This window comes from Larkinella arboricola, assembly GCF_003259745.1.
Taxonomy (GTDB): domain Bacteria; phylum Bacteroidota; class Bacteroidia; order Cytophagales; family Spirosomataceae; genus Larkinella; species Larkinella arboricola.
On the sequence record NZ_QLMC01000006.1, the window covers coordinates 326965 to 351997 of the forward strand.

Here is a 25033-nt window from a genome sequence, read left to right on the forward strand (position 1 = left end):
AAAATGGGTTTAGGATTATTTATTGAAGGGTATCTACCGGTTGAAGTTCGATGTGGTTTCCCTGGTGAATGGCCCGTAAATCAAGGATGGTTTCCAGGGCCTGGATGAGTTCACTGGCGGTCTGGGCTTTAAACTGTCCCGATATTCGTTGTTCGGAAAGCGTTGAATCGGCCAGCGCCACCTGCACACCAAACTGGTCCTGTAGAAGCTTGAGCACGTCCGCTACCGGGGTATTGTCAAAGTGATAGCGGTGGTGTTTCCATTCCGAAAACTGTTGGGGGCGGCCCGTTTTTGCAATTTTCAGCCGACCGGTGGTTTCGTCCAGACTGACAATATCGCCGGGCCGCAGGTTGAGTTGTTTGCCGGATCGGTAGTTGATTTTCACCCGACCCTTCTGAAGCGCCACGCGGTTGGTGTTGTTCCGGGTATAAACGACAAACTCCGTTCCCAGCACTTCCACGTCGAAATCATCGTCGGTTTTCACCACAAACCGACGACGGTCGGGCTGCCGGGCCACGTTGAATTCGGCTTCTCCCCGCAGCCAGACTTCCCGCGCGCCTTGCCCGAGATCGAATCGGGGAATGGTCAGGCTGGAATTGGCATTGAGGGTTACCAACGTACCGTCCGCCAGGCGTTCCTGATGAATTTCGCCGTAACCCGTCACTACCGTTTGGTACATCCACCAGGAGCGGCTGAGGTATAGCCCCGTCATAAAAAAAACGACCAAAACGGCGGCTACGGCTAAAAAGCGTCCCTGAAACCACCTTGGTAAAAGCGATACATTCCGCCCGGTTTCCGAGTCTGCGTCGGCCGAAGCCTGGTCGATTCTGGCCAGAAGCTTATCGAATTCAATGTCATCATTGGTCACCAGTTGCCAGTTTGTTCGTTCCCATTCTTCCAGCCACTGGTAATATAACTCCCGGTTTGTGGGCTCCTTCAGCCACTCATTCAGCAGATTACGCTGCAAGGGAGTGCTGCGTCCGGCAAAGTGCTCAAAAATAGTTTCTTTCTGAAAAGGCGTATTCATGACGGTCTAACGGTCTCAGTAGGGAGTAATGGGGAGTGATTAAGTGGGTTAGTACGAACCGATTACGCTGAGAAGAAGCCCAGTAAAAATCAGAGCTTTACGCAGGTGGGACAGGGCTTTCATGAGGTGTGCTTCCACGGTTTTTAGCGAGATATGCAGTTCGTCGGCGATTTCGCGGTGCTTCTTGTTTTCGAAGCGACTCAGCAGAAAAACCCGCTGGCACTGGGGCGACAGTGTTCGAATAGCCTGCTCCAACCGCTGGTACAGTTCCGTCACCTGAAGGATTTTCTGAGGGTCATCATCCGTATACACAGCTTCCTCCATTTCTTCATCAATCGGGTCCTGGAGCATCGACTTCTTCCATTCCTCCTGTGTGTAGTTGTAAACCCGGTTGCGGACGGACGTAAACAGATAAGCCCGATACGAACCCGTAATGTGGAGGTGGGACTGGTTTTTCCAGAAGTTCAGAAAAATCTCGCTGACAATGTCGCAGGCCAGTTCCCGGGAATACACAAACCGGACGGCGTGGCTGCACAGGGGCCGGTAATACCGCCGGAAGAGCAGTTCATAGCCTTGCCGTACATCCAACTCAAACGCCTGTCGGATCAGGTATTCCTGATTGGTCACCTTAGAGTCTACATGTAAATGCAAGGGTGAAGGCTCTTTACTGTTCGGGGTCGGGAAAGGAAGCATTGGCAAGCGGGTTAACGAATAGCTGTCTATAAGCAATGACAGAAAACACCCACCTTACCCTTAGAAAGATGTGATCTAATTTAGAATTATTTTTTACTTTTTGACTGCTGGTGCAAAAGATTGGGCTTTAAGTAACAGTTTTGGCCTTAATTAAAGACAGCTTAACTATGGACAATCTTGTTTTCCCTCGCTGAAGAGCCCGGTCCGATCCTCAATCTTTGACCGGCTCAGAATTTAGGTGGACCTCATCACCAGCGTCAACAGTTGAATAAATTGTACCTACCGCAGGCACACACGTGATCGCCCACAAAGCACCTTCCCAAATAGTGATATTTTTATTGAACAATCTGTGTTCGATTAGAAAACCGGAATATAGATCATCAAAGTAAATTTTAATCGATTTGATGATGCCCTGTGATTTATTGATTGGCGCTTCTACTTTCAAAAACCCCTGACCAGTGAACACCGTGCACGGTTCGTTATCAGGAATATAGCTTTCTTCGCTTTCAGGCGCTGTGGTTAATCGATGTCCGCCATACAATCGCCAATTTCCTAATCCAAAATTTGTATTATCTTCATAAAGCAGGTTTGAACCATTTAATTTAGAATAATATAAAATCCGCGGGCCTCGAGAAATGCCTACAATCAGCAGGCAATCTTTTCCGTAACAATACACCGCGTCCCAATCTCCATAAAGTTCTCTGACGACTTTCATAGAATACCGTATAAACTAATCATAGTCAATCTGCTTGCTGTATGTTTTGAGAGTCTTGAAGGCTTGATATACAAGGTTGCGTGCGGATTGGACATTCAGCATCATGATGCCAGCTATCTTGTCGTATTCCATGTCTTCATATATTTTGAGATGTATGGCTGTGCGTTGTCTTTTTGACAACAATTTCAAAGAGAGAGACAACTTTATACGCTGCTCCTCCTTACTTTGTTCCGCAATTAAAGCTTCTTCATAAGACCTGGTAATGGTAGAATATTCGCAGAAGTGGCTGAAGAATTGAACCTGCTGTTTAATTCCATTTATCTGATCAATAATATGGTAGCGAAGGGCTTTGAACAGATAAGGTTTTATTACCATTACACTGCTTAGTCGTTCCCGGGAGAACCATAATTTTTCAAATAGATTTTGAATACTGTCTTCTACAATTTCTGCACTATCTATTAAGGACATACCATATTTCAATAAGCTTTTATAGTGCATCCGAAATATTTTAGCTAAGGCCCCTTGATCACCGTTTCTAAACTCCTCCCAAAGCGAAAAATCTTCCTGATTACAGGCATACTGATAAGAACGTGTTTTCATGGGTTACGGGTTTAACGTTTAACACTGGATAAGGATGTCTAGAAAAAGTGTATATTCTGTACACACCGCATGCGCGCGACAGAAAAGACGACTGAGAATAATATTTCAATATTTAGCCTATATTTAGAATATAATTTTACAGTACCTCTAATTATCAGGACAATTGACTATAGAATAGCCATCAACAACATTGTATTTTCAAATATATAGTAACGCACGTCGAGAAGGATTCAACGATATTGGCCAATCCATACACTATTTTGTAGTAGTTTAATAAATGGCTCGTCGTAGTTACCAATTCCTGGAGGGAAACCAAATGAAAGCACTCTATAAACCGATTTCGGCCTTAGCAAACCATTCGATTAGTGTCGATAAACAGGAAAGTCAGGCGTTTGAATATCCCTGGCACTACCATCCGGAATATGAACTCACGTATATTTTGACCAGTCCGGGTGTGCGCTATGTGGGAAACAGCGTTGAGAATTTCTTCGAAGATGATCTGGTTATTGTGGGTCCTAATTTGCCTCATGCCTGGATAAATAACGACAACCAGGGACCACCATCAAGCGCAGTAGTTATCTATTGGAACCAGGAATTTGTGGAAAAGGGATTTTTACAAACCCGAGAATTTGGGGCAATTCAACAGCTACTGAAACTGTCGGTAAAAGGAGTGAAGTTTCATTCGGCCGTAGCAATCCAATTGAGAGAGAAATTTCTCCACCTGGTTACGTTACCGCCCTTCGAGCGAATTATTCTTTTCGTTCAGATTCTGAACGAACTAGCAACTACTACTGACTACTATTTTTTATGCGAACAAGGCTTTGACCATGACTTAAATGTGATTGATAACGAGCGGATCAACATTGTTTACCAATACATCAAAACGCATTATCAACGCAAGATAACGCTGGCTGAAATGGGCGAGCAATTAAAGATGAGCGGAGAGTATTTTTCGAGGTTCTTCAGCCGAATCATGAAAAAAACATTTTTCGAATTTCTCAATGAATACAAAATTAACGTGGCTTGTCGTCTTCTGATCGAAACAGACATGCAGATTGCTGAAATCGGTTATGCTTCCGGATACGAAAGCTTAACCTTCTTCTACCGGCAATTTAAAAAATTCAAAAACTACCAACCTTTAGAATACCGATTAAGTTTTAGAAAATCAGGCGTATGAACCTGGGTAAAACAGCCCATCGCAAGGCGCTTCCTGTGGCCGCACAGAGTGATTTTACCAAAACCGCCAGTAAATGAAAAACCAGGCCACGGCATAAATGGCAAACCAGAATTTTATTTGCTGCCACCAGGGACGCACCAGCATACCGTCTTCCAGATCGCGCAGCCAGGAGAACTTCCACAAAAAAGGCTTATACTGTTCAGAAGTTGGGGGTGTAGTGAAATATGAAACGAACGTAATCAGGGCCATGGTCAGTACCTGAGCGATGGCAGCAACGTATAACCAGTTGAGTGTTAGGTCAAGAGCCCAGAATAAAACCGCCAGCGCAATCTGAATCGCCAAACCGCCCAGCATTCCGGCGATGGCTCCGGCATAGGTCGTCCGTTTCCAGAAAATACCCATGAGCAGGACGGAAATAAACGGTGTTGCCATATAAGTAACGCCCGTCTGAAAATATTTGAACATACCCACGTTGGCGACAACCGGCGAAATAAGGGCGGCAATCATCAAGGCCATTCCACCGGACACCTGGCCGGTGGTAATCAATTCTTTGTCACCGGCCTTTTTTCGCCAGAATCGTCGGTAAACATCCAGTGAAAAAATAGTGGCCACTGAATTGGTAAGGGCACTAACCGATGCCATAACAGCGGCAAAGAAGCCTGCCAGAATAACACCGCGTAATCCAGATGGAGCAAACACCGCCAGGGCATAAGGGAATGCCTGATCCTGATTGTCAGGCAGTAAGGATGGTCCCTGGCGCATTACATCCAGCCAGTGATAAACAATCAGACCCAGCAGACAGGTAACCATCGGACGAATGATGTTGATAAACCCGGCAAATAGCAAGCCCATCATCCCATCCCACGTACTCCGGGCTGATAAAATCCGCTGAACCATGACCTGATTGGAAGATTGATAAAATAAGAATACGCCGAAAGAAGCCAGAATCAAGCCCGCAAACGGTGCTTCTTCGTCAGATGCCGGGCGATATAGGTGGAAGCGATCGGGTGCCGCCAACGTCATCGCTTCCCAGCCGCCGGGGATTTTACCCAGGGCCACCAGAAACAGCAATACCCCTCCGCCAATGAGCATCACGCACTGAATGGCATCAGTCCACATAACGGAACTGAGTCCCCCTAACAGCGTATAACTGGCTGTCAGCAACAGGATTCCCGCGAGCACGGCCCACTGCGGCCAACCGGTTAGTTCTCCCAGCGTTAAGCTGCCACCGTATAAAACCGGTGGTAGAAAAATAAAAACATAACCTACCAAAATAACGCAGCTATAAATGGCCCCACAGGCCGGGCCAAAGCGACGATTGAGTAATTCCGGAACCGTGACGATTTTATTGCGCAGGTACAGCGGAATAAAGAAAACCATCATCAGCGTATACGTTGGCAAACACCACCATTCCCAATTGGCAATCGCCAAACCGCCTTTGTAGGTCGCCCCGATGGTTCCCACGATTTGTTCGCTTGAAACGCTGGTGGATACAAAAGCTGCCCCGATGAGATACCACGGCATTTTGCCCGAAGCCAGAAAATATCCTTCCGTAGTGCGCACTACTTTTCGGGCCGCCAGCAGGCCGACGACGACCACGACCAAAATTTCAGCAATAATAATGATACTATCCAGGAGCGTCAGGTGGAAATTGTTCATACGGAATACGGAAAGGGGAATTCGTTGGTGTAAAAGCCACCTAATTTTGATTGGTTAGGGTAAAATCCGATGCGTTAGGCCGCGTTGGTACGCATCAAGTCGCGTGAAACCTTCGGCATACCGGCACCCGGCCCCCAGCCCCCGGAAGCGGGCCTGAACCTCAACCATGCCGAGCAGATCGGTATTTGCCAGTTCCTGCATGGCCACCACCTGCGACCGGTGGCAGGCCAGCATCTGCATTTTGATTTCAAAAACCGCGGTGATGTCTACATATTCAGTTGGTAGAAAACCAATCCCTCCCAGATTATCCATGTAATAGACCTGTGCCTGTCCAAACCGGCAAGCCGGGCGTTGCTGGTTGGGAATGTGGGGCAGCCCTTTCTGAAAATAGGAATCGAAAACCAGTTGCCCGACGTACCGATGGTCCGGGTGGTAATCGTTGGGCGAGTGCGTGAAAATCACGTCTGGATCAGCTTCGCGCAAAATGTCGATCATGATTCGGCGTTGCTCCTGATTCGGAAAAACGTGCTCGTCGTCAATACCCGCCCAAATGAGTTTCGCTCCCAAAATAGCCGCAGCTTCCCGGGTTTCTTTTTCCCGAATAAAGGCCAATTCAGCCGGTGGAATCTGGGCGTCTCCCATATTTCCGCTCGTGAATACGGCAATTGTAACCGTGTGCCCGGCCTGGGAATACCGCGCTAGTGTTCCTGCACAGAGGATTTCGACATCATCGGGATGGGCGGCTACACAAAGGATGTTCATCGGTTTTTGTTCCATTACAACACCCCATACCGGTCAAAAACCGTTCGCAACGAGTCCCCGTTCAGCAAATCGATCCGCGATTGATTTTCTTTTGTCACTTTCTCATAGGCCTGCAAAAGTACCTCATCTTCAAGCCCTTGAGGAATAACCACAATTCCGTCAAAATCTGAAAAAATTAGCTCGTGGGGATGAACCAGTACATCTCCACAGCGTACGGGTACGTCATAGGCCATCACCCGCCCTCGACCCAGGCTATCCAGCGGACGAATACCGCCGTAGAAGACCGGAAAATCCATTGCCATGATTTTACGGCAGTCACGAATCATGCTGTCACAAATACAGCCTGTGGCGCCATTTCGTTTGGCGATGGTACTCATTAACTCCCCCCAGGGCGCGTTGGTACCGGCGGGGTCGGTCGAATGCACCACAACATCCCCTTTACCCAGTGCGTCCATGGCTTCAATTTCCAATCCGTACGGATCGTCCATGACGTAGTCGGTATCCATCCAACGGAACGTCCGCGCCCGGCCAACAATAACGCAGTTTTCCGGATCCAGCGGGCGGAGACGATGGTGCATGGCCTGATTCCGGTAGCCCATACTGTCCAGCACATCACACACCACTGGAACATACAGGTTCTCCCTGATCCAGTTGAACCGTTCCTCGTCCGTAATAAAGTTCAAGGTAGTTTCCATAGTTATAGGCTCATTATAAATTGACACAAAAACGTTTGACGGCCTGTTCATCGATTTCGATTCCCAATCCCGGCCCCTGTGGAACGGGGATATACCCTTCGGAGTCCATTTTCACCGGATTCTGAATCACTTCCCGCAGCATCGGGCTGTCTGAAACATTATATTCCAGAAAAAGCGCCCGGGGCAGCACGGCATTGACATGAAGACTGGCCGCGGTCAGTAGATCCGTCAGCCAGGCGTGTGGACAAACATCAATACCGGCGTGTTCGGCCTCCCAAATAATTTTCCGAGCCTGCGTAAAGCCCCCGCAGCGCGATAAATCCGGCTGAACCACATCAATACCACCCCGGCTGATCAGTTCGCGGAATCCCCAGGCGGTGGCTTCCTGTTCGCCAGCGGCCAGGCGGGTTCGAACACCTGCGGCTTTTACTTTGCCGTATCCGTCGTAACATTCGGGGTGCATGAAATCTTCGAGCCAATAGATGTTGTACGGTTCCAGCGCCCGGCACAAATCAATGGCATCGTACGCCGACCGGTTTACCATCCAGCCCGGATCAATCATCAATTCGACGTCGGGACCGAGTGCTTCACGGGCTGCGGCTACCAGCGCAATATCCAGCTTGCGGTTTTGACCGAAGACGCCCCAGCCAAACTTTACCGCCGTAAATCCTTTCTCGAGATAATATTCACAGGATCGACGGATGGCGTCGGGGGTTGGCCGGAAAAGCGTGGATGCATAGGCCCGTACCCGGTCGCGCCGGGCACCACCGAGAATTTTGTAGACGGGTCGGCCAATGGCCTTGCCGATCAGGTCGTGGCACGCAATATCGAAGCCGGATAAAATCTGCATCGCCACCCCCCGGCGGCCAAAGTAAATCGTACCCCGGTAAATTTTATCCCATAGGCGCTCAACATCAAAAGGGTCTTCACCGATGACCAGCGCCCGCAATCCTTCAAAAACGCCCGAGCCGCTTTCGGGGGCATTGACCACGGCTACGCCTACGTGCGGGGCCGTTTCCACGTCCGACCAGCCCACCAGCCCCTCGTCCGTACTGACCTTCAGCAACAGGCAATGTTTTACGCCCCTAGCTTCTTCACTGTCTTCCGGCGCCTGGTATTTATAAGGGGATTCCAGGATAAAGGCTTCAACGTCCGTAATTTTCATGCGATCTATTTTTCCAATGTTTCGTCAAAAGTAAGGGCAACTTTCAAGGCCCGATCATGGTGATTTTTAGCCAGGTCGAAGGCTTTTTCCCACTCTTCAAACCGGACAGTATGGGTGATGATTTCGTGCAGGGCCAGATCAGGATCACTCAGCTTGGTTAGAGCTTCGTCCAGCCGACTTTCGTCGTTGCAGGCCCCCACAATTTCCAGTTCCGACAGGTGCAGGGAAAACAAATCAAGCGGCACAGGTTGAACCAGCGCACTGAAAACAACGAGCCGTCCCCGGGGTCGGAGCGCCGACAGGCAAACCGTTGCCGCTTCCGCAGAACTTACGGCCAGTATCGCCACATCGACCGACCGGGTTGCCGGAACATCCACGATTTCGACACCCGGTATTTGCTTGAGTCGAAACGGTTCGCGACCCACCACCAGCACCCGGCTGGCCCCGGCCTGAAGCGTCAGTCGCGCAATCATGTTTCCGAAGGGCCCGTCTCCCACCACCAGCACCACCCGATTTCGGACATCCCCCGCACGGGCAACGGCCTGTAAACAAACGGAAACCGGCTCCAGCAGCGCTCCGACCGGGAAAGAAACGTTCGGCGGCAGACCCCTAACCCGGTCGGCACGTTGCACAAAATAGGTTGCAAAAGCGCCGTCACGGTCATAGCCCAGATGACCCATATTGGCGCAAAGATGGTCCAGACCCCGGCGGCATTCCGCGCAGGTTCCGCAGGGAACGACGGGATGAGCAGCCACCCGATCACCGGGAAAAAACTGGGTAACTTCCGAACCACAGGCCACCACAATTCCGGCGGCTTCGTGTCCCAGCACGCGAGGCAACGGGATCTTAAACGGATTAGTCGCCAGATCGTGCAAATCTGAAGTACAGATGGTAGCGGCCTGAGTACGAATCAAAACTTCATCCGGTTTGGGTACCGGAACGGGAAGCTCCACGTTAACTAAATTCCCGATTCCTTGCATTTGCAACCCCTGCATGAGTAAGGGATATTTCATGATCGGAGGAGTGCGATGGGATGCGGCAGCCCCAAAAGACGAAGACTGTCGCGGTGAATAATGCCTTCCAGAACCTCCGACGGAATGGGCGGTAAGCCGCTGGTCCCCAATACCGCGTTGATGCCTCGAACACCGATCAGTGACGAACCCGTAGTGGTAAATGGATAATCCGATCCGAAGAGAACTTTCGCGTCCGCCCGGTATTCCACTAAAAGGCGCATGGAATTATAAAACTGCCACGGGCGGTAATACAGGGCGGATAAGTCAGCAAAGACATTGGCGTGACGCCGAATGACGGCAATAGTTTCGCCCTCCCACGGATGTCCGAGGTGGGCCATTACCATGCGTAAATCCGGAAAATCAACAGCTACCTGATCGAAATAAACGGGCCGGGAATAGTCCAGCGGGGTGCCGCCAACAAAGGATGTTCCGGTATGGAAAAGAATCGGCAACCCGTGTTTGACGCAATACCGGTAGATCTCGTAACAACGCGGATCACCCGGATGAATGTTTTGGTACAGGGGGGCCATCTTGACGCCAACCGCGCCCAACTCCTGATGTCCGCGTTCGAGTTCCTCCATGTAATTGGGCAAAACCGGGTCGATGGACGTAAAGAACAACAGGCGCTCCGGGGCTCGCGCGACGTGCGCGGCCACTACATCGTTGGGAATGTTCCAATCCGTCTGGGAAGCCTGAAGGCCAAAAACGATGGCAACATCGGCTTCGCGGGTAGTTTCCAGATGCCGTTCGCCCACATCGCCCCAAGAGGATGCATCCACTCCGCAGCGCGCCATGTCAGCCAGTAATTTAGGCCCAAAATCCAGGTCCGGTCGAAAAAAATGCGTATGAATGTCAACAATCATAATTCTCTACATATCAGGTAATCAACTCGTTGCAAACTATCACTCCAGCGACCAGTAATGAACGGCCCAGGGTTCCAGCTTGACGGTCAGCTTTTGTGTCCCCTGTTTAATCTGAACAAAAGGCTCAGGTCGCAGCCGCTGGTTTTCATCGTTTCCCGCTCCGGTTGCATCCAGCACAATGTGGCGCGTCCGCATGGCTTTGGGTAAATCCTTCAAGTTTACTTCCACTTCAACGGCCTGGTCCGAAAAATTCCAGAGCATTAGATTGTGCATCTGAAGTTGGAGATCGTGTGCGGCAAAACCGTGTACCTTGTCACTCGTCGAGCTAACCTTAAGCCGTTCTCCAGCCAGGCGGGAAAGGAGTTTGAACGTGAAATACGCCGGACGAATCTGGTTCTGGTAGTCGATCAGACCGCTAAACTGGGCCTGCCGGTTCCACCACCGGGTCATAAATGCCGTCCCGGACGGTGAGAAGACTTTGGCAAACGTTTCGTAGGAGACGTACCAATCGCGAATGTGGTAATAACACGACCAGTCCAGCCCGGCATCTTTCATCTGCCAAATGGTTTCAGCCACGTAGCAGGGTTGGTAACGGGGGTCCAGAATCGGATTAAATAAATCCACATTCCATTCATCAATAATGGTTTCGGCTTTCAAATCCGGATGCTTTTTCAACAGACCCTGCACGTATTCAATTTGGTTCCGGATCGCCTGCGGACTGTTGTTGTAATGGTGCCAGGAAACGAAATGCAGCGGAATTTTTTCCTTGGAACAGGCATCCAGCAAGGCTGGTAAAATAGGGGACTTAAACCACGCCAGGGCCGGACCTCCCACGCGGGCGGTGGGGTCAGCGCGGAGCACGGCCGCTACCGTATGTTTATAATACCGGGCGTAACTCTCCGGTTTAAACCGGTAGGGAGTACCGCCATCTTCGCCAATGTCTACCTCATTGCCCACCTCCCAGTACCGAATCCCGGCATTCCGGTCCCGGTAGTGTTTCACAATAGTATAAACAAGCTCTTCCCATTGCTTGTAATCCGTTGGTTCCACAATGTCCTGATCTATTTTGGGGAAGAGAACTTTAGGTTTCACGCACAGCGCCATCAGGGGTTTGGCACCGGTTTGCAGAATGGACGCTACCATACTGTCGAGGGTCCTGAAATGGTAGGTGCCGGGTTGAGGCAGCACATCATAATATTCACTGACGAAAAGCCGGATGATGCCGGGCTTCAACGCGCGGATTTCGGTGAGCCGACTCGACAGCATCGGTTCTTCAGAAAGACCGCCCTGTCCCAACGCCATCTGTTCCATCCGCATCGGCCCCATTTTCTCCCCAAAACCCACGTTGACCTGAACCGGTTGTGCCAGCAGAGCACCTGAAAGATTCAAAAAGGCAGTAAGAAGAAGTGGGTTTAGTTTCATAATTACACAGTTAGACGTAAGATAAAAGATTTCCCAACCTTTGACTACTCATATTTTGCCGTCACCAGAATGGTTCCGGCAGCTGGTTTCGGAATGCGGACCCATTCCTGCCGGGCATCGAAATCCTTCCACGGTTTTCCATTGACCAGCACGGTTCGCAGTGGTTTTTCCTGCGGGTGCCGAAACCGGACGAGGAGTTCGTTGGGCGGATTACGGTTGGAAAGTTCGACGCGCGCGGTGATCTGGCCACTAGCAGTATGGCTCTCCATGGTAAAGGATAGCGGACCAAAATAGGTGGGTGCCTGTCGAACCGTAATCTGTTTGCCTTCTTCCAGCCAGGGCCGCGGCACAGCCTGACCGATTAGCAACGTCTGATTTTTGCGTTCATTCAGCAGCATGTTCCGGAGAATTTCGAACCAGGCGCCATCGGTACTTGGCGGTCCGTAATACTGCCCCCAGGCCCAACGGTGTTCGACGGGTGAAAGCTGGTGGTGTGAAAAACCGCAAGCCATCAGACTGTAAAACGCCCGAATTACGGCTTTAGGCTGGTCACGCTGCGAATACACACTGGCTTGCTGGACGTACACCGGTTCATTGGCGGCCCCCTGATTTTTCAAAAACAGATTGTCTTCGTGGTCATGCAGCATCGCCGTTGTCAGCCAACTCCGGGGATCTACGGCTTCTAGCCGGGACAGGTGTAACGGGCCACAATCTACATCGGTTGGATACCATTGTTCCATCATACGCCGGGGCGTCATGGCGTCGGTTGGCACAAAATTACTCCAGCTCCCGTCCGCCAGTTGCACCACTGCGGACCGCACACTGCTGCGGGAAAACGCCCGTTCCACATCCTGCTTCAGCTTCGCGGCTACCTTCAGCACTTCGCCTGCCCGTGGGTATTTGTGTACAGACAGTGCCTGTCCAAACAGGTCCAGACCCGCTACGAAATAAGCCTGCGAAAAGGCCCACTCCCGTTCGGCGTGGGTCAGGTCGTTCAACGGAGCACGAATCAGGCCGGTAGCGGCACTGTCCTGACTTGCCTTCGCCACCTGAGCCAGACACCAATCCAGGGTTTTGAGGGACTGGGGGAGCAGCCGGTCAAATCCGGCCTGATCCCGAGACAACAGGTAGTTTTTGGCAATCGCGTACAAATGGCCCGGTGAATACACGCCCCAGTTAGCAAAACCGCCAATCCGCCCGTCGGGCTGTTGCTGACTTTGAAACATAGCCGCAATCTCGTCGTTGGCTACCTGCCAGTGTCCCCGCAGTCCGTACAGCATGTAATCCACGTAAACCACCTGATTGATGGGCCAATCCGCGTTTTTCTGTCCGTAGGCGGTGTTGGCATACGGTAAATCCATGTGTGGTCTTCCCTGTTCATCCATTCGGTGTCTGGGCAAAATCAGCGCATGCCACAGATTGGCGCGAAACAGATTATTTACCTCTGGCTCGGGCACCTGAAAAGTCGCACCCTGACGCAGCCAGTTTTCCCAATAATTGACAACCTGGAGACGCGCAGCGGCAAAATCCACGGCTTTGAGTTTTCCGTGATCCGTTTCGGCCAGTGGCGGAGAGGATAGCTTTGCCAGAATTTCCCGCGTTTCCCCCGGGTTCAACGCTCCCGTGCAGCTGAGTTCAACCGAGGTCGTGGCTGAATCGGATGGATTGATCTGAACCGAAAATCCGGGACCGGTTTCAAGCAATAACCAGATGGTGTTAGACTTTCGATCCACCACGGCCCAATCAGGACCTATTTTTTTCGCTTCCAGCACAGCATTTTTCACTTCGCTAGTCAGTCTAAAACCGACGGCAACCGGCCCCGCTTTTCCCGAAAGGCGCAGTCGAGTGAGCATGACACCCGATGATTCGCCGGACCTACCGCCCGGTGTTGTGGTTAAGGGCGCCACCAATTGCTCGATTTCGCAAAACTGGCCACCACGTTCCAGCCGGGTAACGCAGATCGGCAACCCATTGACGAGGGTTTGGGACTTCCATTGGCTTTCCGGCCACAGCAAATCAAATCGAAATCGGTGGGGGGAGGCAAAATCGGGCCTGACATTTGCCCAGCGGTCAATCGCAATTTTGTACAGCGACCCGTGCGCAGGAGCCGTTACAATCAGATGCCCCCTTGTTCCTAAATACTTTGTTTGCCACGGAACATCCCACTGGTTGGGGTTTCCGAAATCTTCCCAGCGGTTTTTAAATTCGCTCAGGGTTGCATCCGGCGCCTGCTGGACCTGATCGAGCGTTCGCTGGCCGGTTAGCGAAGCCAGATGTTTCACAAATTCAACCGGTTTGTCGGCCAGTGTAACATAAATACCGTGTTCCGGGAACCACATCGCTCCGTGCCGCAGGAGTTGTTCCAGCGCCACCGAAAAGCCCCGGGTTCCATCGTCGGCCAATTGAATGGTCAGTACCGGGGCATCCGGTTGCTGCCAGGTATCGTCTTTCAACCGGGCCGACTGGCCGGGCGAACCGTTTTCCATTAGATATCCCCACATGGCATCGTTCTTTACCGTGTACGAGTCTTTATGGGACGCCAATTTCCGCGGTATCGCCGTCGGTTTGGGCCAGCTCACCTCCGCCGTTAGAACATCAATATCGCCGGGACCCGTATTCAAGACGGTTTTGACGCCCACGAAGTCGTTTTTTTCAACGTTCTGTCCGACCACTTTTGCAATCTGCATCCCGGCGGAACGGGCCAGCAATTGTACGGAGTAAACCGTCTTTTTTTGAACCCGCTGGCCAAATTCGATCCGTACCGACGCCCGCTGACCTTCCGGTTGCTGAGCGTAAACCGATATTCCAGGACTCGCAAAAAACGCGTGCAGCAAAACCGCTGCGTAGCAAAACCAATAAGCTAGCTTTTGAAAAAGAAACATAGGCAGTAATATAAGCTCCGCCGGAACGGATTGGCAAACTCAATAATTGGGATTTTGGGTTAATTTCGGATTTTTATCGATGGCCGACTGCGGAATGGGAAGTACGTAATTTTTTTCCGGATAAAAAGTTTTTGCCCCACCCGCAGCCGGAATAACCGTGTAGACCGGTTTGCCGCCCACCATGTCGATTTTCATGGCGTGGACCGTTCCATTTAATACCTTTTCGGCCAGTTTCAAACGCATCAGATCAGGCAGCCGCTTGTCTTCAAACGCCAGCTCAACCCGACGTTCGCGGTGAATGGCAACCCGCATCTGGGCCTGCGTCATTCCCGGCGATAGCGGGGGCAGCTCCGAGCGCGCCCGCACCAGGTTAACGGCACTATAAACCGACTCGTCGGGCCCCACAGCTTCGTTCTGAGCCTCAGCGTAACCCAACAGCACCTCCGCGTACCGGAACAGGATGAGATTGGCGCTATTCTGGTTGTTGTTAACACTGGCGTATTTGGTGTTCATGCCTTTCCGCAAATAATACCCGGTTTTGGTGGAAACACTGCTGTTGTTCAAATCCGTGGCATTCAGGCTCCCTACACCCTGCTTCATGATCATCAGGTCGCCAAGCCAGGTTGATCCGTCGTAGACAATGGACTGGTAAAACCGTTTCTCGCGGTTCACATACGGGTTTTGGGGATCATAACCCGAACCAGGGGCGGTAATGGGCAGCCCGTTCGCCATCGCATATTCGTCCACCAGATCCTGGGTCGGATCGACGTGTCCGAAACCCGTCAGGGTGCCGTACACAAACCGGGGGCCCAGGTAGGATTCTCGGTAGTTCGCCAGCCCGGTTCCGCCCAGGTGTTGCCGGTCGAAAATTACCTCCACGTTGTTGTTATTTTCTTCAAAAAACAAGGTGTTATAATCGGGAAATAAGGTGTAGGTTTTCAGGTCCATGACGCTTTTGTACGTAGCAGCCGCCAGCGCCCATTTGGCTTTATCATTGGCGGCATTGTAGAGCGGACTGGCGTTGAAAAGTTCACACCAAGCCTTTAGGGTCAGAGCGGCTCCCTTGGTGGCCCGGCCTGCTTCAGCCGTTGTGGGCAAATCTTTCGCAGCAGCCGCGCATTCATCCGTAATAAATTTAACGGTTTCTTCCGGCGTATTACGGGCCCGGAAAATGGCATCGCCCTGCGTGCTTTGGTTGAGCACATCGGTAATGATTGGGACGCCACCGTGGGCTGTCCATAGCAGCATGTAATAATAGGCCCGTAAAAACCGGGCTTCCCCCAGTCGTTGCGTTTTCCAGGGGTCAGACAACGCAGAAGCCGTTACCTTCGTGATAAACAAATTGCATTTCCGAATCTGCGTATACAAGGCCCAGCGGTTGGGCGCGTTGCTGGGGGTATAAATAGAGGCTCCGTATAAGATACCGCTGACGCGGCCCGCCTGCCCATTCAGGGAATTATCGGAATAGTTTTCCCAGGGATCACCGATGTCCATTGTGGGAATTCCGGCGTATACATCATGTAAAAACAAGTCCGCGTTGGCAGTACTCGACCACAGGGTGGCATCAGACACCTGATCGCGCGGTTCTACTTCCAGGAAATCTTTGCAGGAACTGATGCTCACCAGCAGGAAAATCAGCAGGCTGATTGGCTTGTAAGAAGTGATGGGTTTCATAATCAGGCTCGTTAAAAGGTGACGTTTAGACCCGCAGAAAAGACTTTTTGCTGTGGATACGACCAGGGACCGTTGGGTTGCCAGGAGTTGTTGGGTCCGATTTCCGGATCATAATTTACCAGCTTGGTCCAGGTGAGCAGATTTTGGCCGGAAACGTAAATTCGTACGCTCGGAATTTTGATTTTCTGGGTAATCGCAGACGGTAGATTATACGCCAGGGTTGCATTCTTCAACCGCAGGTAGCTTGCATCGCCAATCCAGAAAGAAGAAATCTGGGAATTATTAACCGTGGGCGACGAGGTAAGCCGGGGATTCTTCGCATCCGGATTTTCCGGAGTCCAGTAGTCAAAATTCTGGACGTAGGGCAACATCGTATCCCAGAACGGCATAATGGAAGAAGGCTGATAATACCAGTTCACGCGGGCCGTACCCTGGAACAGCAGATCAAGGGTAAACCCTTTATAGCGTACCGTCGGCGCAATACCGTAAATAATCTGAGGGGTAGCAGCCGCATTTCCGATGGCTGTCAGGTCGTTGTCATCAATCCTGCCATCGCCGTTCAAATCAGCATAGCGAATATCACCCGGTTGTACTTTTCCCCAGGGCTGGGTAGCGATCCCGCTTTTTAAATTGCCGGATTCATCGAAGTCACTAACCTGAAAATAGCCCAGATCCTGGAAACCAAACTGTGTACCCAGGGAGCGACCGGTTAACCGGCGATTTGGATTGTTGGCGGTAACGCCCGACTCAAAGACCTGGAGTAGTTTGTTTTTTGCGTAGGTGAAATTGCCGCCCAGTGATACCTGAAGATCGTTCGAAAACCGGTGATTGGCCGAGACCGACAAATCGATACCACGGTTATCCATAATTCCGGCATTTACCTGACTCAGGGCAACGCCGTATTCCGCCGGAACGACCACGTCGGGATTGACGAGCATATTGGAGCGTTTTTCGTAGAAATAGTCGGCTTCAATCGTAAACCGGCCTTTCCAAAGGGTTGCTTCCAAACCAATGTCGGTTTTTTTTGCCCGCTCCCAGGTAATATTTGGGTTGGACTCCGCCCGTTCCCGAATACCCTGTACGGCATTCTTGTTGATCACGTAATTCGTTCCCAGCACACTGAAGGTACTTAGGTACTGGAAGGCGCTACCGGCCAGTGCCCCTACTTCGCCGTACGAACCCCGGAGCTTCAGGTTATCGAGCCAGGCGACCTGATTTTTCAGGAACGGTTCTTCCGATAGCCGCCATCCGAGCGAAAAGGCAGGAAAAAAACCGAAGCGGTTATCCGACGCAAAGTAATAACTACCATCGTAGCGCCCGCTGGCTTCCAGCAGGTATTTGTCGGCGTAATCGTACGTCACGCGGTAGACCAGCCCCATTTGCCGGGCTGAACTCGAAATACCAGCCGTGCTCATATCGGCCTGGCTGGAACTACCCAGATTGATTTCGTCCACCAGCAGATTGAAGTTTCGGCGGGTGGCGCTTACGCTGAGTAAATCATTGGCTTTGGCTTCGAAAATACCCAAGGCACTCACGGTGCTTTTGCCAAACGAGCGGTTATAATTGAATCCCGCCTGGTAGGTAAGTTGACGCCCCTGATCAAAACCCTGGCTCAACGACGGTTTGGTCTGACCAAATATGCCATCTTTGATCACATACGGTTTTTTCGTTGTATCGATGGACGCTTTTTGAACCGGTAACGTCCACGTCTTATTCATAACCGTGGTGGGATCGTAAGCTATCGTTCCCTTCAGTTTCAACCCGGGAATAAAGGGAATGTCCTGTTCAATCGATAACTGAGAGTAAAGCGCCGAGGTATTGATTTTCTGATAGCCACTGTTGAAGAGACTGCCCGTGACAAACGTTCCGTACATGCCGTTGCTATACTGGAGTGGACCGTAAAGCGGGTGCAGGTAACCGATCAATTCAAAGATCCGACCCGTGGCAATGGAGGGGTACTTTGCCTGTTGAACATAGCCATTCAGGTTCAGCGAAACACGGGTGGTCCGGGTTGCCTGCGCGTCCAGGTTAACGGCCAGGTTATACCGGTCTTGCCCCGTGGCGGCCCACATGCCTTCCTGGTGTTGATACCCCAAACTGGCGTAATATTTCGCTTTGTCAGTTCCGCCCGACAGTTCCAGGTTGTGCGAAGTCAACAAGGAGTTTTTGTTGATCAGGGAACCCCAGATATCCTTAAAAGTCGGGTAAGCATCCGGATCGGAACCATCCTGATATTTTTGGAGGGCATAATTGGAAAACGGAATCGGTAATCCTTCGTTTTGGGCCGCGGCATTCCGCAGGGTAGCGTATTGATACGAATTAACATACTCCGGCAAAACCGTTGGATTCTGAAATCCAACGTAGCCATTATACGTCAGCGACGGTGCGCCGGTTTTTCCGCGTTTGGTGGTGACTAAAATTACCCCGTTTGCGCCCGCTACACCGTAGGGAGCCACGGCTGCGGCATCTTTCAAAACCGTGAATGACTCGATGGTATTGGGGTCGAGTTGCTGGAAACTCCGGGGAATGTTATCGACAATGAGCAGTGGCTGATTGCCACCCGTGGACGAAACACCACGAATAAAGATATTTGAACCATCGCGGCCCGGCTCGCCCGAACCTTGTTTCACAATAACCCCTGACAGCCGACCACCGAGGCCGTTACTGAGGTTTGTAATCGGCAAAGCCGCTACTTCGGTGCCTTTAAGTGTTGATACGGCAGCCGTTACGGACGTTTTCTTCTGAACCCCATAGCCGACCACAACCACTTCATTGAGCGATTTACTGTCCGCCCGGAGGGCAATATCCAAAACAGTGCTGGTTCCGACAGTTACCTCCTGGCTTTCGTAGCCGAGAAAGCTAACGACCAGCACCGTTTTTTCGTCGGGAACGACTAGCGAAAACAGCCCTTTTTCATCCGTCGTTGTGCCGCGTTGACTCCCTTTTATAACGACACTGACACCCGGAAGGGCTTCATTTTTTTCGGCGTCTACCACCTTACCTTTTACCGTAAAATCATAGGCGGGAGCGACCGTTTTCGGGTTGGACAAGACCGGAAAGCTCAAATCAGCGGCCAGTGCGGTTCCGGAGAAGCTAATTGCCACCAAAAGCTGGAGACATCGGATCCGAATGTTGGCGAAAACCGCTGTGCTACAAAGTAATGCTTTTTCCATAGCTAGGGGTCGTTTTATGATTAAGAAGTTGGGAGAGCGTTCTGGCTAGAGTGGTAGAAAGTCAAAACCACCCTTAACACGGCAATAGGGGCGTCGTGTACTCATTTTCATGAAATAATATTTATTTCATGAAAATGCGCTTAGTGTTTGTAAACGGACGTTGTGAAAACGGTATAGATTCTAAAACTTTCATCAAATTGCTTTTGACAAGCGATCCCTTACTCGCAGTAGTGTCTTGGCCTTCTAAATAGTTGGAGCCGTAATCTTAGAAGAATCTGAGGGAAATGCGGGAAAGCTCCCGATCTTCTTCATCCCAAAACATAAAGTCTATAAAAAAACAACGCCAACCGCAGTCCAGCTTTTTTACAAAAATTAATAATGACGCCCTCATTGCTTTTTAAAAATCATTTATAACTTTGTTACACAAAGTACTTTTATTTACTATTAAATTATGAATAAAAGATTGCTGGTCTTAAGCTGGCTTGAGAAACCTGTTAAAAGATGATAATGGATTGGTCTATGTGAGGTGAAAGACTACTTAGAGGATCTTAATAAAAATTTTGAAAGTCGGGCTCGACTCGGGATTATGTCAGTCCTGATGGTAACAGACTGGGCGATTTTAGCTTTCTAAAGGAAACCCTTCAACTGACTGACGGCAACTTGGCCAGTCATTTGTGCGCCCTGGAAGAAGCGCCTTATCTGCAAGTAGAAAAGCAGTTGGCTGGGCGCAAACCCAATACCCAGTACCGGGCCACCCGGCAGGGAGCGGTAGCGTTCAAGAACCACTTAAATGCCCTGGAGCGTTTAATCCGGTCCAATAAAAAGCTTTAAGCCATTATTTTATGCATTTCAACTTTGCAACAAAAAGTACTTTTAGTATTATTCAGTCTGTTATAAGGTAATCGCCCAGAAGCTATGAGCCTAACAATTACCAATATCTCCAAGACATATTCCAATGGTCGCACCAGTACGGTGCAAGCCTTAAAAAATGTAAGCCTTACGATTTCCAATGGCCTGTTCGGCCTGCTCGGTCCCAACGGGGCGGGCAAATCCACCCTCATGCGCATCCTGGCGACATTGCAGGAACCGGATGCGGGCAGCATCCACCTGGGCGACATCGATGTGGTCAACCAGCCGAATCGGGTACGCCAGACGCTGGGCTATCTGCCGCAGGAATTTGGCGTCTATCCGAAGGTAAACGCCGAGAGCCTGCTCGATTACTTTGCCGTACTCAAGGGCTTTTCCAACCGCCAGTCGCGCCGGCAAGTCGTCGAAGCGCTGCTACGCAAGACCAATCTGTGGGAGGTACGCAAGCAGAAGCTGGGGGGTTATTCTGGTGGTATGCGGCAGCGTTTTGGGGTGGCGGTGGCTCTACTGGGCAATCCAAAACTGCTGATCGTGGACGAACCAACGGCTGGGTTGGACCCCGCTGAGCGGGTGCGCTTTCTCAACCTCTTAAGTGAACTGGGCGAGAACAGTGTGGTCATCCTTTCAACCCACATTGTCGAAGATGTCAGCGAACTCTGCACCCGGATGGCCATTATTAACCAGGGCGAAATCCTGCACGAGGCCGAACCGCTGAAGGCTATGGAAGCCCTTAAGGGACGCATCTGGCGAAAGATCATCCCGAAGAATGAGCTGATCCACCTGGAGCGGGAACACAAGATCATTTCCACCAAACTGCTGAGCGGGCGCACCCTCGTCCATATTTACAGCCAGGAATCGCCCGGCGACTTTGAACCGGTGCAACCCGATTTGGAGGACGTTTACTTTGCGGTCATGGCGGGTTATGTTGGAAACCGTAAATCAGCTGCGGCCTAATGAAGTGCTGGGAAATTTTCCGATTCGAGCTTACTTATCAGCTCCGTCGCCCCTGGCCCTGGCTCTTTCTGGTGGTGATGGTGGTATTCGCTTTCTTCTCGACGCGAATAGCCATTCTGCCCGTTACCCTGCCCCAGGATTTCATTCTTAACTCCCCGTTCATTATCACGTCGGTCACCGTCTTTAGTTGCCAGATCTGGCTGCTGCTCGCGCCGGCCGTCGCCGGTGAGGCCGCTGCGCGGGACCGGCAGACCCGTATGCACCCGCTTCTGTTCACCAGCCCGGTCCGCAAAGCGGAGTATCTGGGGGGGCGTTTTGGGGCCGCTTTCGCGCTACAGGCGCTTATTTTGCTGGGGGTACAAGTGGGCAGCCTGCTGGCCGTCTATGGACCGGGCGCCAATCCCGAGCTCACGGGCCCCTTTCGCCCAGAGGCTTACCTGGCCGCCTACGGTTTTCTTGCCTTGACGAATGCGCTGGTCGCGACGAGTTTCCAGTTTGCCTTCGCAATGCTTACCGGTCGGCCAATGGCCAGTTACCTGGGCAGTCTGGTGTTGTTTTTCCTCTCCTACCCTGTGACCTTGACGCTGTACGGTTCCAGGTTGCACCATCGGGCGCTGCTGGCGGACCCCATTGGCATCCTGGCCATCATGAACGAGATGATGTCGAATTGGACTATCGTTGAAAAAAACGTTCGCTCCTTTACCCTGGAAGGCCCGATGCTTTGGAATCGGCTGCTGTGGGTCGGCATCGCCCTAGGCATGCTCGCCATCCTCTACCGGCGCGTTCGCCTGGTACACCCTGTTCCCACCGATTGGTGGAGCCAATTCACCCCACGGTTCACTACGAAAGTAAAGTCCCCCGCCCCTACCGGATTCACCCGCCTAAGTAGATCTATTCCACCCGCTCGTCAGTCATTTGGTTTCAGGACAAATCTAGGTCAGACCCTCGCCGTGGCCCGCCGTTCCTTTCAGGGGATTGCGATGAGTCCGGGTGGCCTTTTCCTGCTGCTCATCTTCCCGATGCTGGTGACGTTCACGGTGCTGGTGAAGATGCAGCACTGGGGCGTACCCCTGCTGCCACGGACGGCTTATCTATTAACTAGGCACCTCACCGGTGTGCTCACCTCCCCCACCAACTATTGGGTAATGGTTCCGCTCTTTACTATCTACTATGCGGGCGAGCTGGTCTGGCGGGAGCGCGACGCCGGGTTGAGCGAGAGCGTCGATGCGACGCCAGTGCCGGAATGGGTTCTGTTCCTGGGCAAGCTCCTGGGTCTGGGGCTCATCCTGGCCACCTTGATGGGGATTATGATCGTTGTCGGCCTGACGGTTCAAGTGATCAGAGGGTACTACCCATTCGAGATCATGCGATACGTGCAGGTCCTGCTGGGACTGAAACTTGTTGACTATCTGCTCTTCGCTACCCTTGCTATGACGGTGCAGGCGGTGGTCAACCAGAAATACCTTGGGCAGCTGTTCACCCTGATCGCCTATCTAGTTATGGTCTTCTCCTCATTTCTGGGCATTGAGCACCCCCTGCTGGTCTATGCCTCGGGCCCGGAATGGTATTTCACCGATATGCGTGGTGTTGAATCGTCCCTCGGGCCGTGGCTATGGTTCCGGCTGTACTGGGCCGCGTGGGCCGTGCTGCTGGCCGTGATCGCCAGGCTGCTGTGGGTTCGCGGCAAGGAGCAGGGCTTAGCAAGCCGGTTGAAAATCGTCCGGCTTCGGTACACGCGGGCCACGGCGGGTTTCGCCCTGCTCGCGGTGGGCCTTCTTCTCTCTCTGGGGGGCTTCATTTTTTATAACACGAATGTACGCCATGCATACGTTACCGACGATGAGCAGGTGCAACGCCGGGCCGACTACGAGAGGCACTATGGGAAGTACGAAGGGATTGCCCAACCGACGCGGGTAGCCACGCATCTGCACATTGAGATCTACCCCGACCGGCGGGAAGCGACGATCCGCGGCAGCTACCGCCTGGTTAACCGTACCAGGGGGCCGATCACCTCCGTGCATCTGGAACCGGCTTTCTACGTGAAGACGCGTATGCGGTTTGATCGGCCAGCCAGAGCGGTCGTGGCCGATGAGAAGCTTGGCCACTTCATCTACGCGCTGGGCCAACCGCTCCAGCCTGGCGACTCGCTGACGCTCCGCTTCGAGGTAACGTTCGAAGCCCGGGGTTTTGACCCTCGGGGTCTTGGCAGTACCGGAGCAGGGCAGGCAATTCTGGAGAACGGCACCTACTTCACGGGCGATGCCCTACCCATCATCGGCTACCAGTCCCAGCGTGAACTCTGGGGTGCCGACGACCGGCGCAAGCACGGCCTACCTCGGCAGGTCACGCTGCCAGATCCGGGTGACATCGATCCGCGCGTAGCGGCCGATGCCCCGGCGATCTTCGAAGCCATCATCGGCACCTCCGCCGATCAGGTGGCCGTGGCCCCGGGCGAACTACGGCGCACGTGGCACCAGGGAGAACGACGTTATTTTCAGTATGGCACCGACGTACCGATCATCGGCCGGTACGTCTTTTTCTCCGCTAACTACAAGGTGCACCGTGAGCGTTGGAAACACGTCGATCTCCAGGTTTATGTTCACCCCGGCCACACCGAGCACCTTAACCGGCTGCTCCGCAGCATCCGGGCCTCACTGGCGTATTATTCGGCGCAGTTCGGCCCTTATCCGCATCGCTTTCTGCAAGTCATCGAACAGCCCGGCAACTTCATGGGAATGGGCGTAGATGGGAGTGGCGTGATCACCGGTGGGGAAGGCTTCTTTCAACTGGATCCGAAGGGGGCGGGTTTCGATGCACTTTTTGAGATTATGGCCCACGAAATGGGGCATCAATGGTGGGGCATGCAGCTCCAGGCGGCCTTTGCGGAGGGGGGCGGGGTCATTTCCGAAAGCCTCGCCTGGTACTCGGCCATGCAGCTCGTCAAGAAGGTGAAGGGCCGGGAAGCCCTCCGGCAGTTTATGAGCATCATGCGCCAGCCGGACCCTTGGCCCCCCATGCGCACGGGCCTGCCGCTGCTGCGGGCCATGGACCCGTGGGCCAACTACCGCAAAGGTCCCTACGCGATGCATGCCCTTAGCGAGTATGTAGGCGAGGCCCGGGTGAATAGAGCCCTTCGTAGGCTCATTGAAAAGAAGGTCTCATCCCTGGCCACGACGATCGATCTCTACCGGGAGTTGCAGGCCGTCACGCCGGACTCGCTTAAACCCCTGCTGCACGACCTGTTTGAAGTTAATGCAATCTGGACCTTCAACACCCGGCAAGCGACGGCGAAACAGACAGCGGCAGGCCATTGGCAGGTAACTTTCGAGGTGGAGGCCCAGAAGGTGGTGGCCGATAGCGCCGGTGTGGAAACCAAGGTGCCGGTGAATGGCTGGGTAGAAATCGGCGTATTCGCTCGCGCCCAGCCCGGCCAGAAGCTGGGTAAGCCGCTGTACCTGCGGAAGCACTTCATCCACTCCGGTAAGCAAACCATCATAATAATGGTGCCCCAGAAACCGGCGCGGGGCGGAATAGACCCCTACAGCCTCCTCGACTGGGAGGAAGGCGATAATATCGAGGAAATACAGTGATGAAATTCGAAAATCGTTTGGTTTGAGGTGAACTATTCGTTTCGCCAGGTGTCGACAGGGCTGCTGTTCGCCTTTTTTATGTTTGGCTTTCGCATCCTTCGG

17 protein-coding genes and 1 pseudogene are annotated in these 25033 nt (G+C 52.2%); 4 read left to right on the plus strand and 14 right to left on the minus strand.

Annotated features, from left to right (window positions below; translation table 11 throughout):
• Positions 1–19: 19 nt before the first annotated feature.
• The 4 genes from LX87_RS23520 to LX87_RS23535 all read right to left on the minus strand — a co-directional run bounded on the left by LX87_RS23520 (position 20) and on the right by LX87_RS23535 (position 3035).
• The gene (locus LX87_RS23520; RefSeq protein ID WP_111630743.1) at positions 20–1027 is read right to left on the minus strand and encodes a FecR family protein; all 1008 of its coding nucleotides are present in this window, start codon (positions 1025–1027) and stop codon (positions 20–22) included.
• Positions 1028–1075: 48 nt separating this feature from the next.
• Entirely contained in the window at positions 1076–1678 is a 603-nt protein-coding gene (locus LX87_RS23525; RefSeq protein ID WP_229310795.1) for an RNA polymerase sigma-70 factor, read from the minus strand.
• Positions 1679–1931: 253 nt separating this feature from the next.
• Complete coding sequence (locus LX87_RS23530; protein ID WP_111630745.1) at positions 1932–2435, minus strand: hypothetical protein; 504 nt, start codon at positions 2433–2435, stop codon at positions 1932–1934.
• Positions 2436–2450: 15 nt separating this feature from the next.
• A complete protein-coding gene (locus LX87_RS23535) occupies positions 2451–3035 on the minus strand; it encodes an RNA polymerase sigma factor (protein WP_111630746.1) in 585 nt (194 codons plus the stop codon).
• A 316-nt stretch (positions 3036–3351) separates the two neighbouring features.
• Here LX87_RS23535 and LX87_RS23540 point away from each other — a divergent pair, with 316 nt between their 5' ends.
• Positions 3352–4212 (plus strand): AraC family transcriptional regulator, encoded by an 861-nt coding sequence (locus tag LX87_RS23540; RefSeq protein ID WP_170139444.1) that lies wholly within the window; start codon positions 3352–3354, stop codon positions 4210–4212.
• Positions 4213–4266: 54 nt separating this feature from the next.
• Here the strand turns inward: LX87_RS23540 and LX87_RS23545 are convergent, their stop codons facing one another.
• Genes LX87_RS23545 through LX87_RS23590 form a run of 10 tightly spaced genes read right to left on the minus strand, consistent with a single transcriptional unit; the run spans position 4267 to position 19520 of the window.
• Positions 4267–5871: an SLC5 family protein gene (locus tag LX87_RS23545; protein WP_111630748.1), complete on the minus strand. Its 1605-nt coding sequence runs from the start codon at positions 5869–5871 to the stop codon at positions 4267–4269.
• Between the two features lie 54 nt (positions 5872–5925).
• Positions 5926–6633, minus strand: coding sequence for a PIG-L deacetylase family protein (locus LX87_RS23550; RefSeq protein WP_170139445.1), 708 nt, complete (start codon positions 6631–6633; stop codon positions 5926–5928).
• Positions 6634–6647: 14 nt separating this feature from the next.
• Positions 6648–7328: an RraA family protein gene (locus LX87_RS23555; RefSeq protein WP_111630750.1), complete on the minus strand. Its 681-nt coding sequence runs from the start codon at positions 7326–7328 to the stop codon at positions 6648–6650.
• Between the two features lie 13 nt (positions 7329–7341).
• Positions 7342–8493: a mandelate racemase/muconate lactonizing enzyme family protein gene (locus tag LX87_RS23560; RefSeq protein ID WP_111630751.1), complete on the minus strand. Its 1152-nt coding sequence runs from the start codon at positions 8491–8493 to the stop codon at positions 7342–7344.
• 5 nt (positions 8494–8498) lie between these two features.
• Positions 8499–9506 carry a zinc-dependent alcohol dehydrogenase gene (locus LX87_RS23565; protein ID WP_111630752.1) on the minus strand — a complete coding sequence of 336 codons (1008 nt, stop codon included), beginning with the start codon at positions 9504–9506 and terminating at the stop codon, positions 8499–8501.
• Entirely contained in the window at positions 9503–10369 is an 867-nt protein-coding gene (locus tag LX87_RS23570) for an amidohydrolase family protein (RefSeq protein WP_111630753.1), read from the minus strand. Before LX87_RS23570 ends, LX87_RS23565 begins: the two co-directional genes overlap by 4 nt.
• 39 nt (positions 10370–10408) lie before the next feature.
• Positions 10409–11791 carry a GH39 family glycosyl hydrolase gene (locus tag LX87_RS23575; RefSeq protein WP_111630754.1) on the minus strand — a complete coding sequence of 461 codons (1383 nt, stop codon included), beginning with the start codon at positions 11789–11791 and terminating at the stop codon, positions 10409–10411.
• A gap of 44 nt (positions 11792–11835) precedes the next feature.
• A complete protein-coding gene (locus tag LX87_RS23580) occupies positions 11836–14673 on the minus strand; it encodes a hypothetical protein (RefSeq protein WP_146624539.1) in 2838 nt (945 codons plus the stop codon).
• A 39-nt stretch (positions 14674–14712) separates the two neighbouring features.
• Positions 14713–16347 (minus strand): RagB/SusD family nutrient uptake outer membrane protein, encoded by a 1635-nt coding sequence (locus LX87_RS23585; RefSeq protein ID WP_111630756.1) that lies wholly within the window; start codon positions 16345–16347, stop codon positions 14713–14715.
• An 11-nt stretch (positions 16348–16358) separates the two neighbouring features.
• Complete coding sequence (locus LX87_RS23590; RefSeq protein ID WP_111630757.1) at positions 16359–19520, minus strand: SusC/RagA family TonB-linked outer membrane protein; 3162 nt, start codon at positions 19518–19520, stop codon at positions 16359–16361.
• A gap of 586 nt (positions 19521–20106) precedes the next feature.
• Between LX87_RS23590 and LX87_RS23595 the strand changes: the two are divergent.
• The 3 genes and pseudogenes from LX87_RS23595 to LX87_RS23605 all read left to right on the plus strand — a co-directional run bounded on the left by LX87_RS23595 (position 20107) and on the right by LX87_RS23605 (position 24931).
• Positions 20107–20351: pseudogene (locus LX87_RS23595) on the plus strand (winged helix-turn-helix domain-containing protein).
• Positions 20352–20435: 84 nt separating this feature from the next.
• Complete coding sequence (locus LX87_RS23600; RefSeq protein WP_111630758.1) at positions 20436–21341, plus strand: ABC transporter ATP-binding protein; 906 nt, start codon at positions 20436–20438, stop codon at positions 21339–21341.
• The gene (locus LX87_RS23605) at positions 21341–24931 is read left to right on the plus strand and encodes an ABC transporter permease (protein WP_111630759.1); all 3591 of its coding nucleotides are present in this window, start codon (positions 21341–21343) and stop codon (positions 24929–24931) included. The genes LX87_RS23600 and LX87_RS23605 overlap by 1 nt, the downstream gene beginning before the upstream one ends.
• Positions 24932–25033 lie beyond the last annotated feature (102 nt).

Excerpts from the sequence above, each read along its gene's own strand:
- LX87_RS23590 (WP_111630757.1), bottom strand. The coding sequence starts at position 19,520 with ATGGAAAAAGCATTACTTTGTAGCACAGCGGTTTTCGCCAACATTCGG.
- LX87_RS23545 (WP_111630748.1), bottom strand. The coding sequence starts at position 5,871 with ATGAACAATTTCCACCTGACGCTCCTGGATAGTATCATTATTATTGCT.
- LX87_RS23540 (WP_170139444.1), top strand. The coding sequence starts at position 3,352 with ATGAAAGCACTCTATAAACCGATTTCGGCCTTAGCAAACCATTCGATT.
- LX87_RS23535 (WP_111630746.1), bottom strand. The coding sequence starts at position 3,035 with ATGAAAACACGTTCTTATCAGTATGCCTGTAATCAGGAAGATTTTTCG.
- LX87_RS23520 (WP_111630743.1), bottom strand. The coding sequence starts at position 1,027 with ATGAATACGCCTTTTCAGAAAGAAACTATTTTTGAGCACTTTGCCGGA.
- LX87_RS23575 (WP_111630754.1), bottom strand. The coding sequence starts at position 11,791 with ATGAAACTAAACCCACTTCTTCTTACTGCCTTTTTGAATCTTTCAGGT.
- LX87_RS23530 (WP_111630745.1), bottom strand. The coding sequence starts at position 2,435 with ATGAAAGTCGTCAGAGAACTTTATGGAGATTGGGACGCGGTGTATTGT.
- LX87_RS23605 (WP_111630759.1), top strand. The coding sequence starts at position 21,341 with ATGAAGTGCTGGGAAATTTTCCGATTCGAGCTTACTTATCAGCTCCGT.
- LX87_RS23600 (WP_111630758.1), top strand. The coding sequence starts at position 20,436 with ATGAGCCTAACAATTACCAATATCTCCAAGACATATTCCAATGGTCGC.
- LX87_RS23555 (WP_111630750.1), bottom strand. The coding sequence starts at position 7,328 with ATGGAAACTACCTTGAACTTTATTACGGACGAGGAACGGTTCAACTGG.
- LX87_RS23580 (WP_146624539.1), bottom strand. The coding sequence starts at position 14,673 with ATGTTTCTTTTTCAAAAGCTAGCTTATTGGTTTTGCTACGCAGCGGTT.
- LX87_RS23565 (WP_111630752.1), bottom strand. The coding sequence starts at position 9,506 with ATGAAATATCCCTTACTCATGCAGGGGTTGCAAATGCAAGGAATCGGG.
- LX87_RS23585 (WP_111630756.1), bottom strand. The coding sequence starts at position 16,347 with ATGAAACCCATCACTTCTTACAAGCCAATCAGCCTGCTGATTTTCCTG.
- LX87_RS23560 (WP_111630751.1), bottom strand. The coding sequence starts at position 8,493 with ATGAAAATTACGGACGTTGAAGCCTTTATCCTGGAATCCCCTTATAAA.
- LX87_RS23570 (WP_111630753.1), bottom strand. The coding sequence starts at position 10,369 with ATGATTGTTGACATTCATACGCATTTTTTTCGACCGGACCTGGATTTT.
- LX87_RS23550 (WP_170139445.1), bottom strand. The coding sequence starts at position 6,633 with ATGAACATCCTTTGTGTAGCCGCCCATCCCGATGATGTCGAAATCCTC.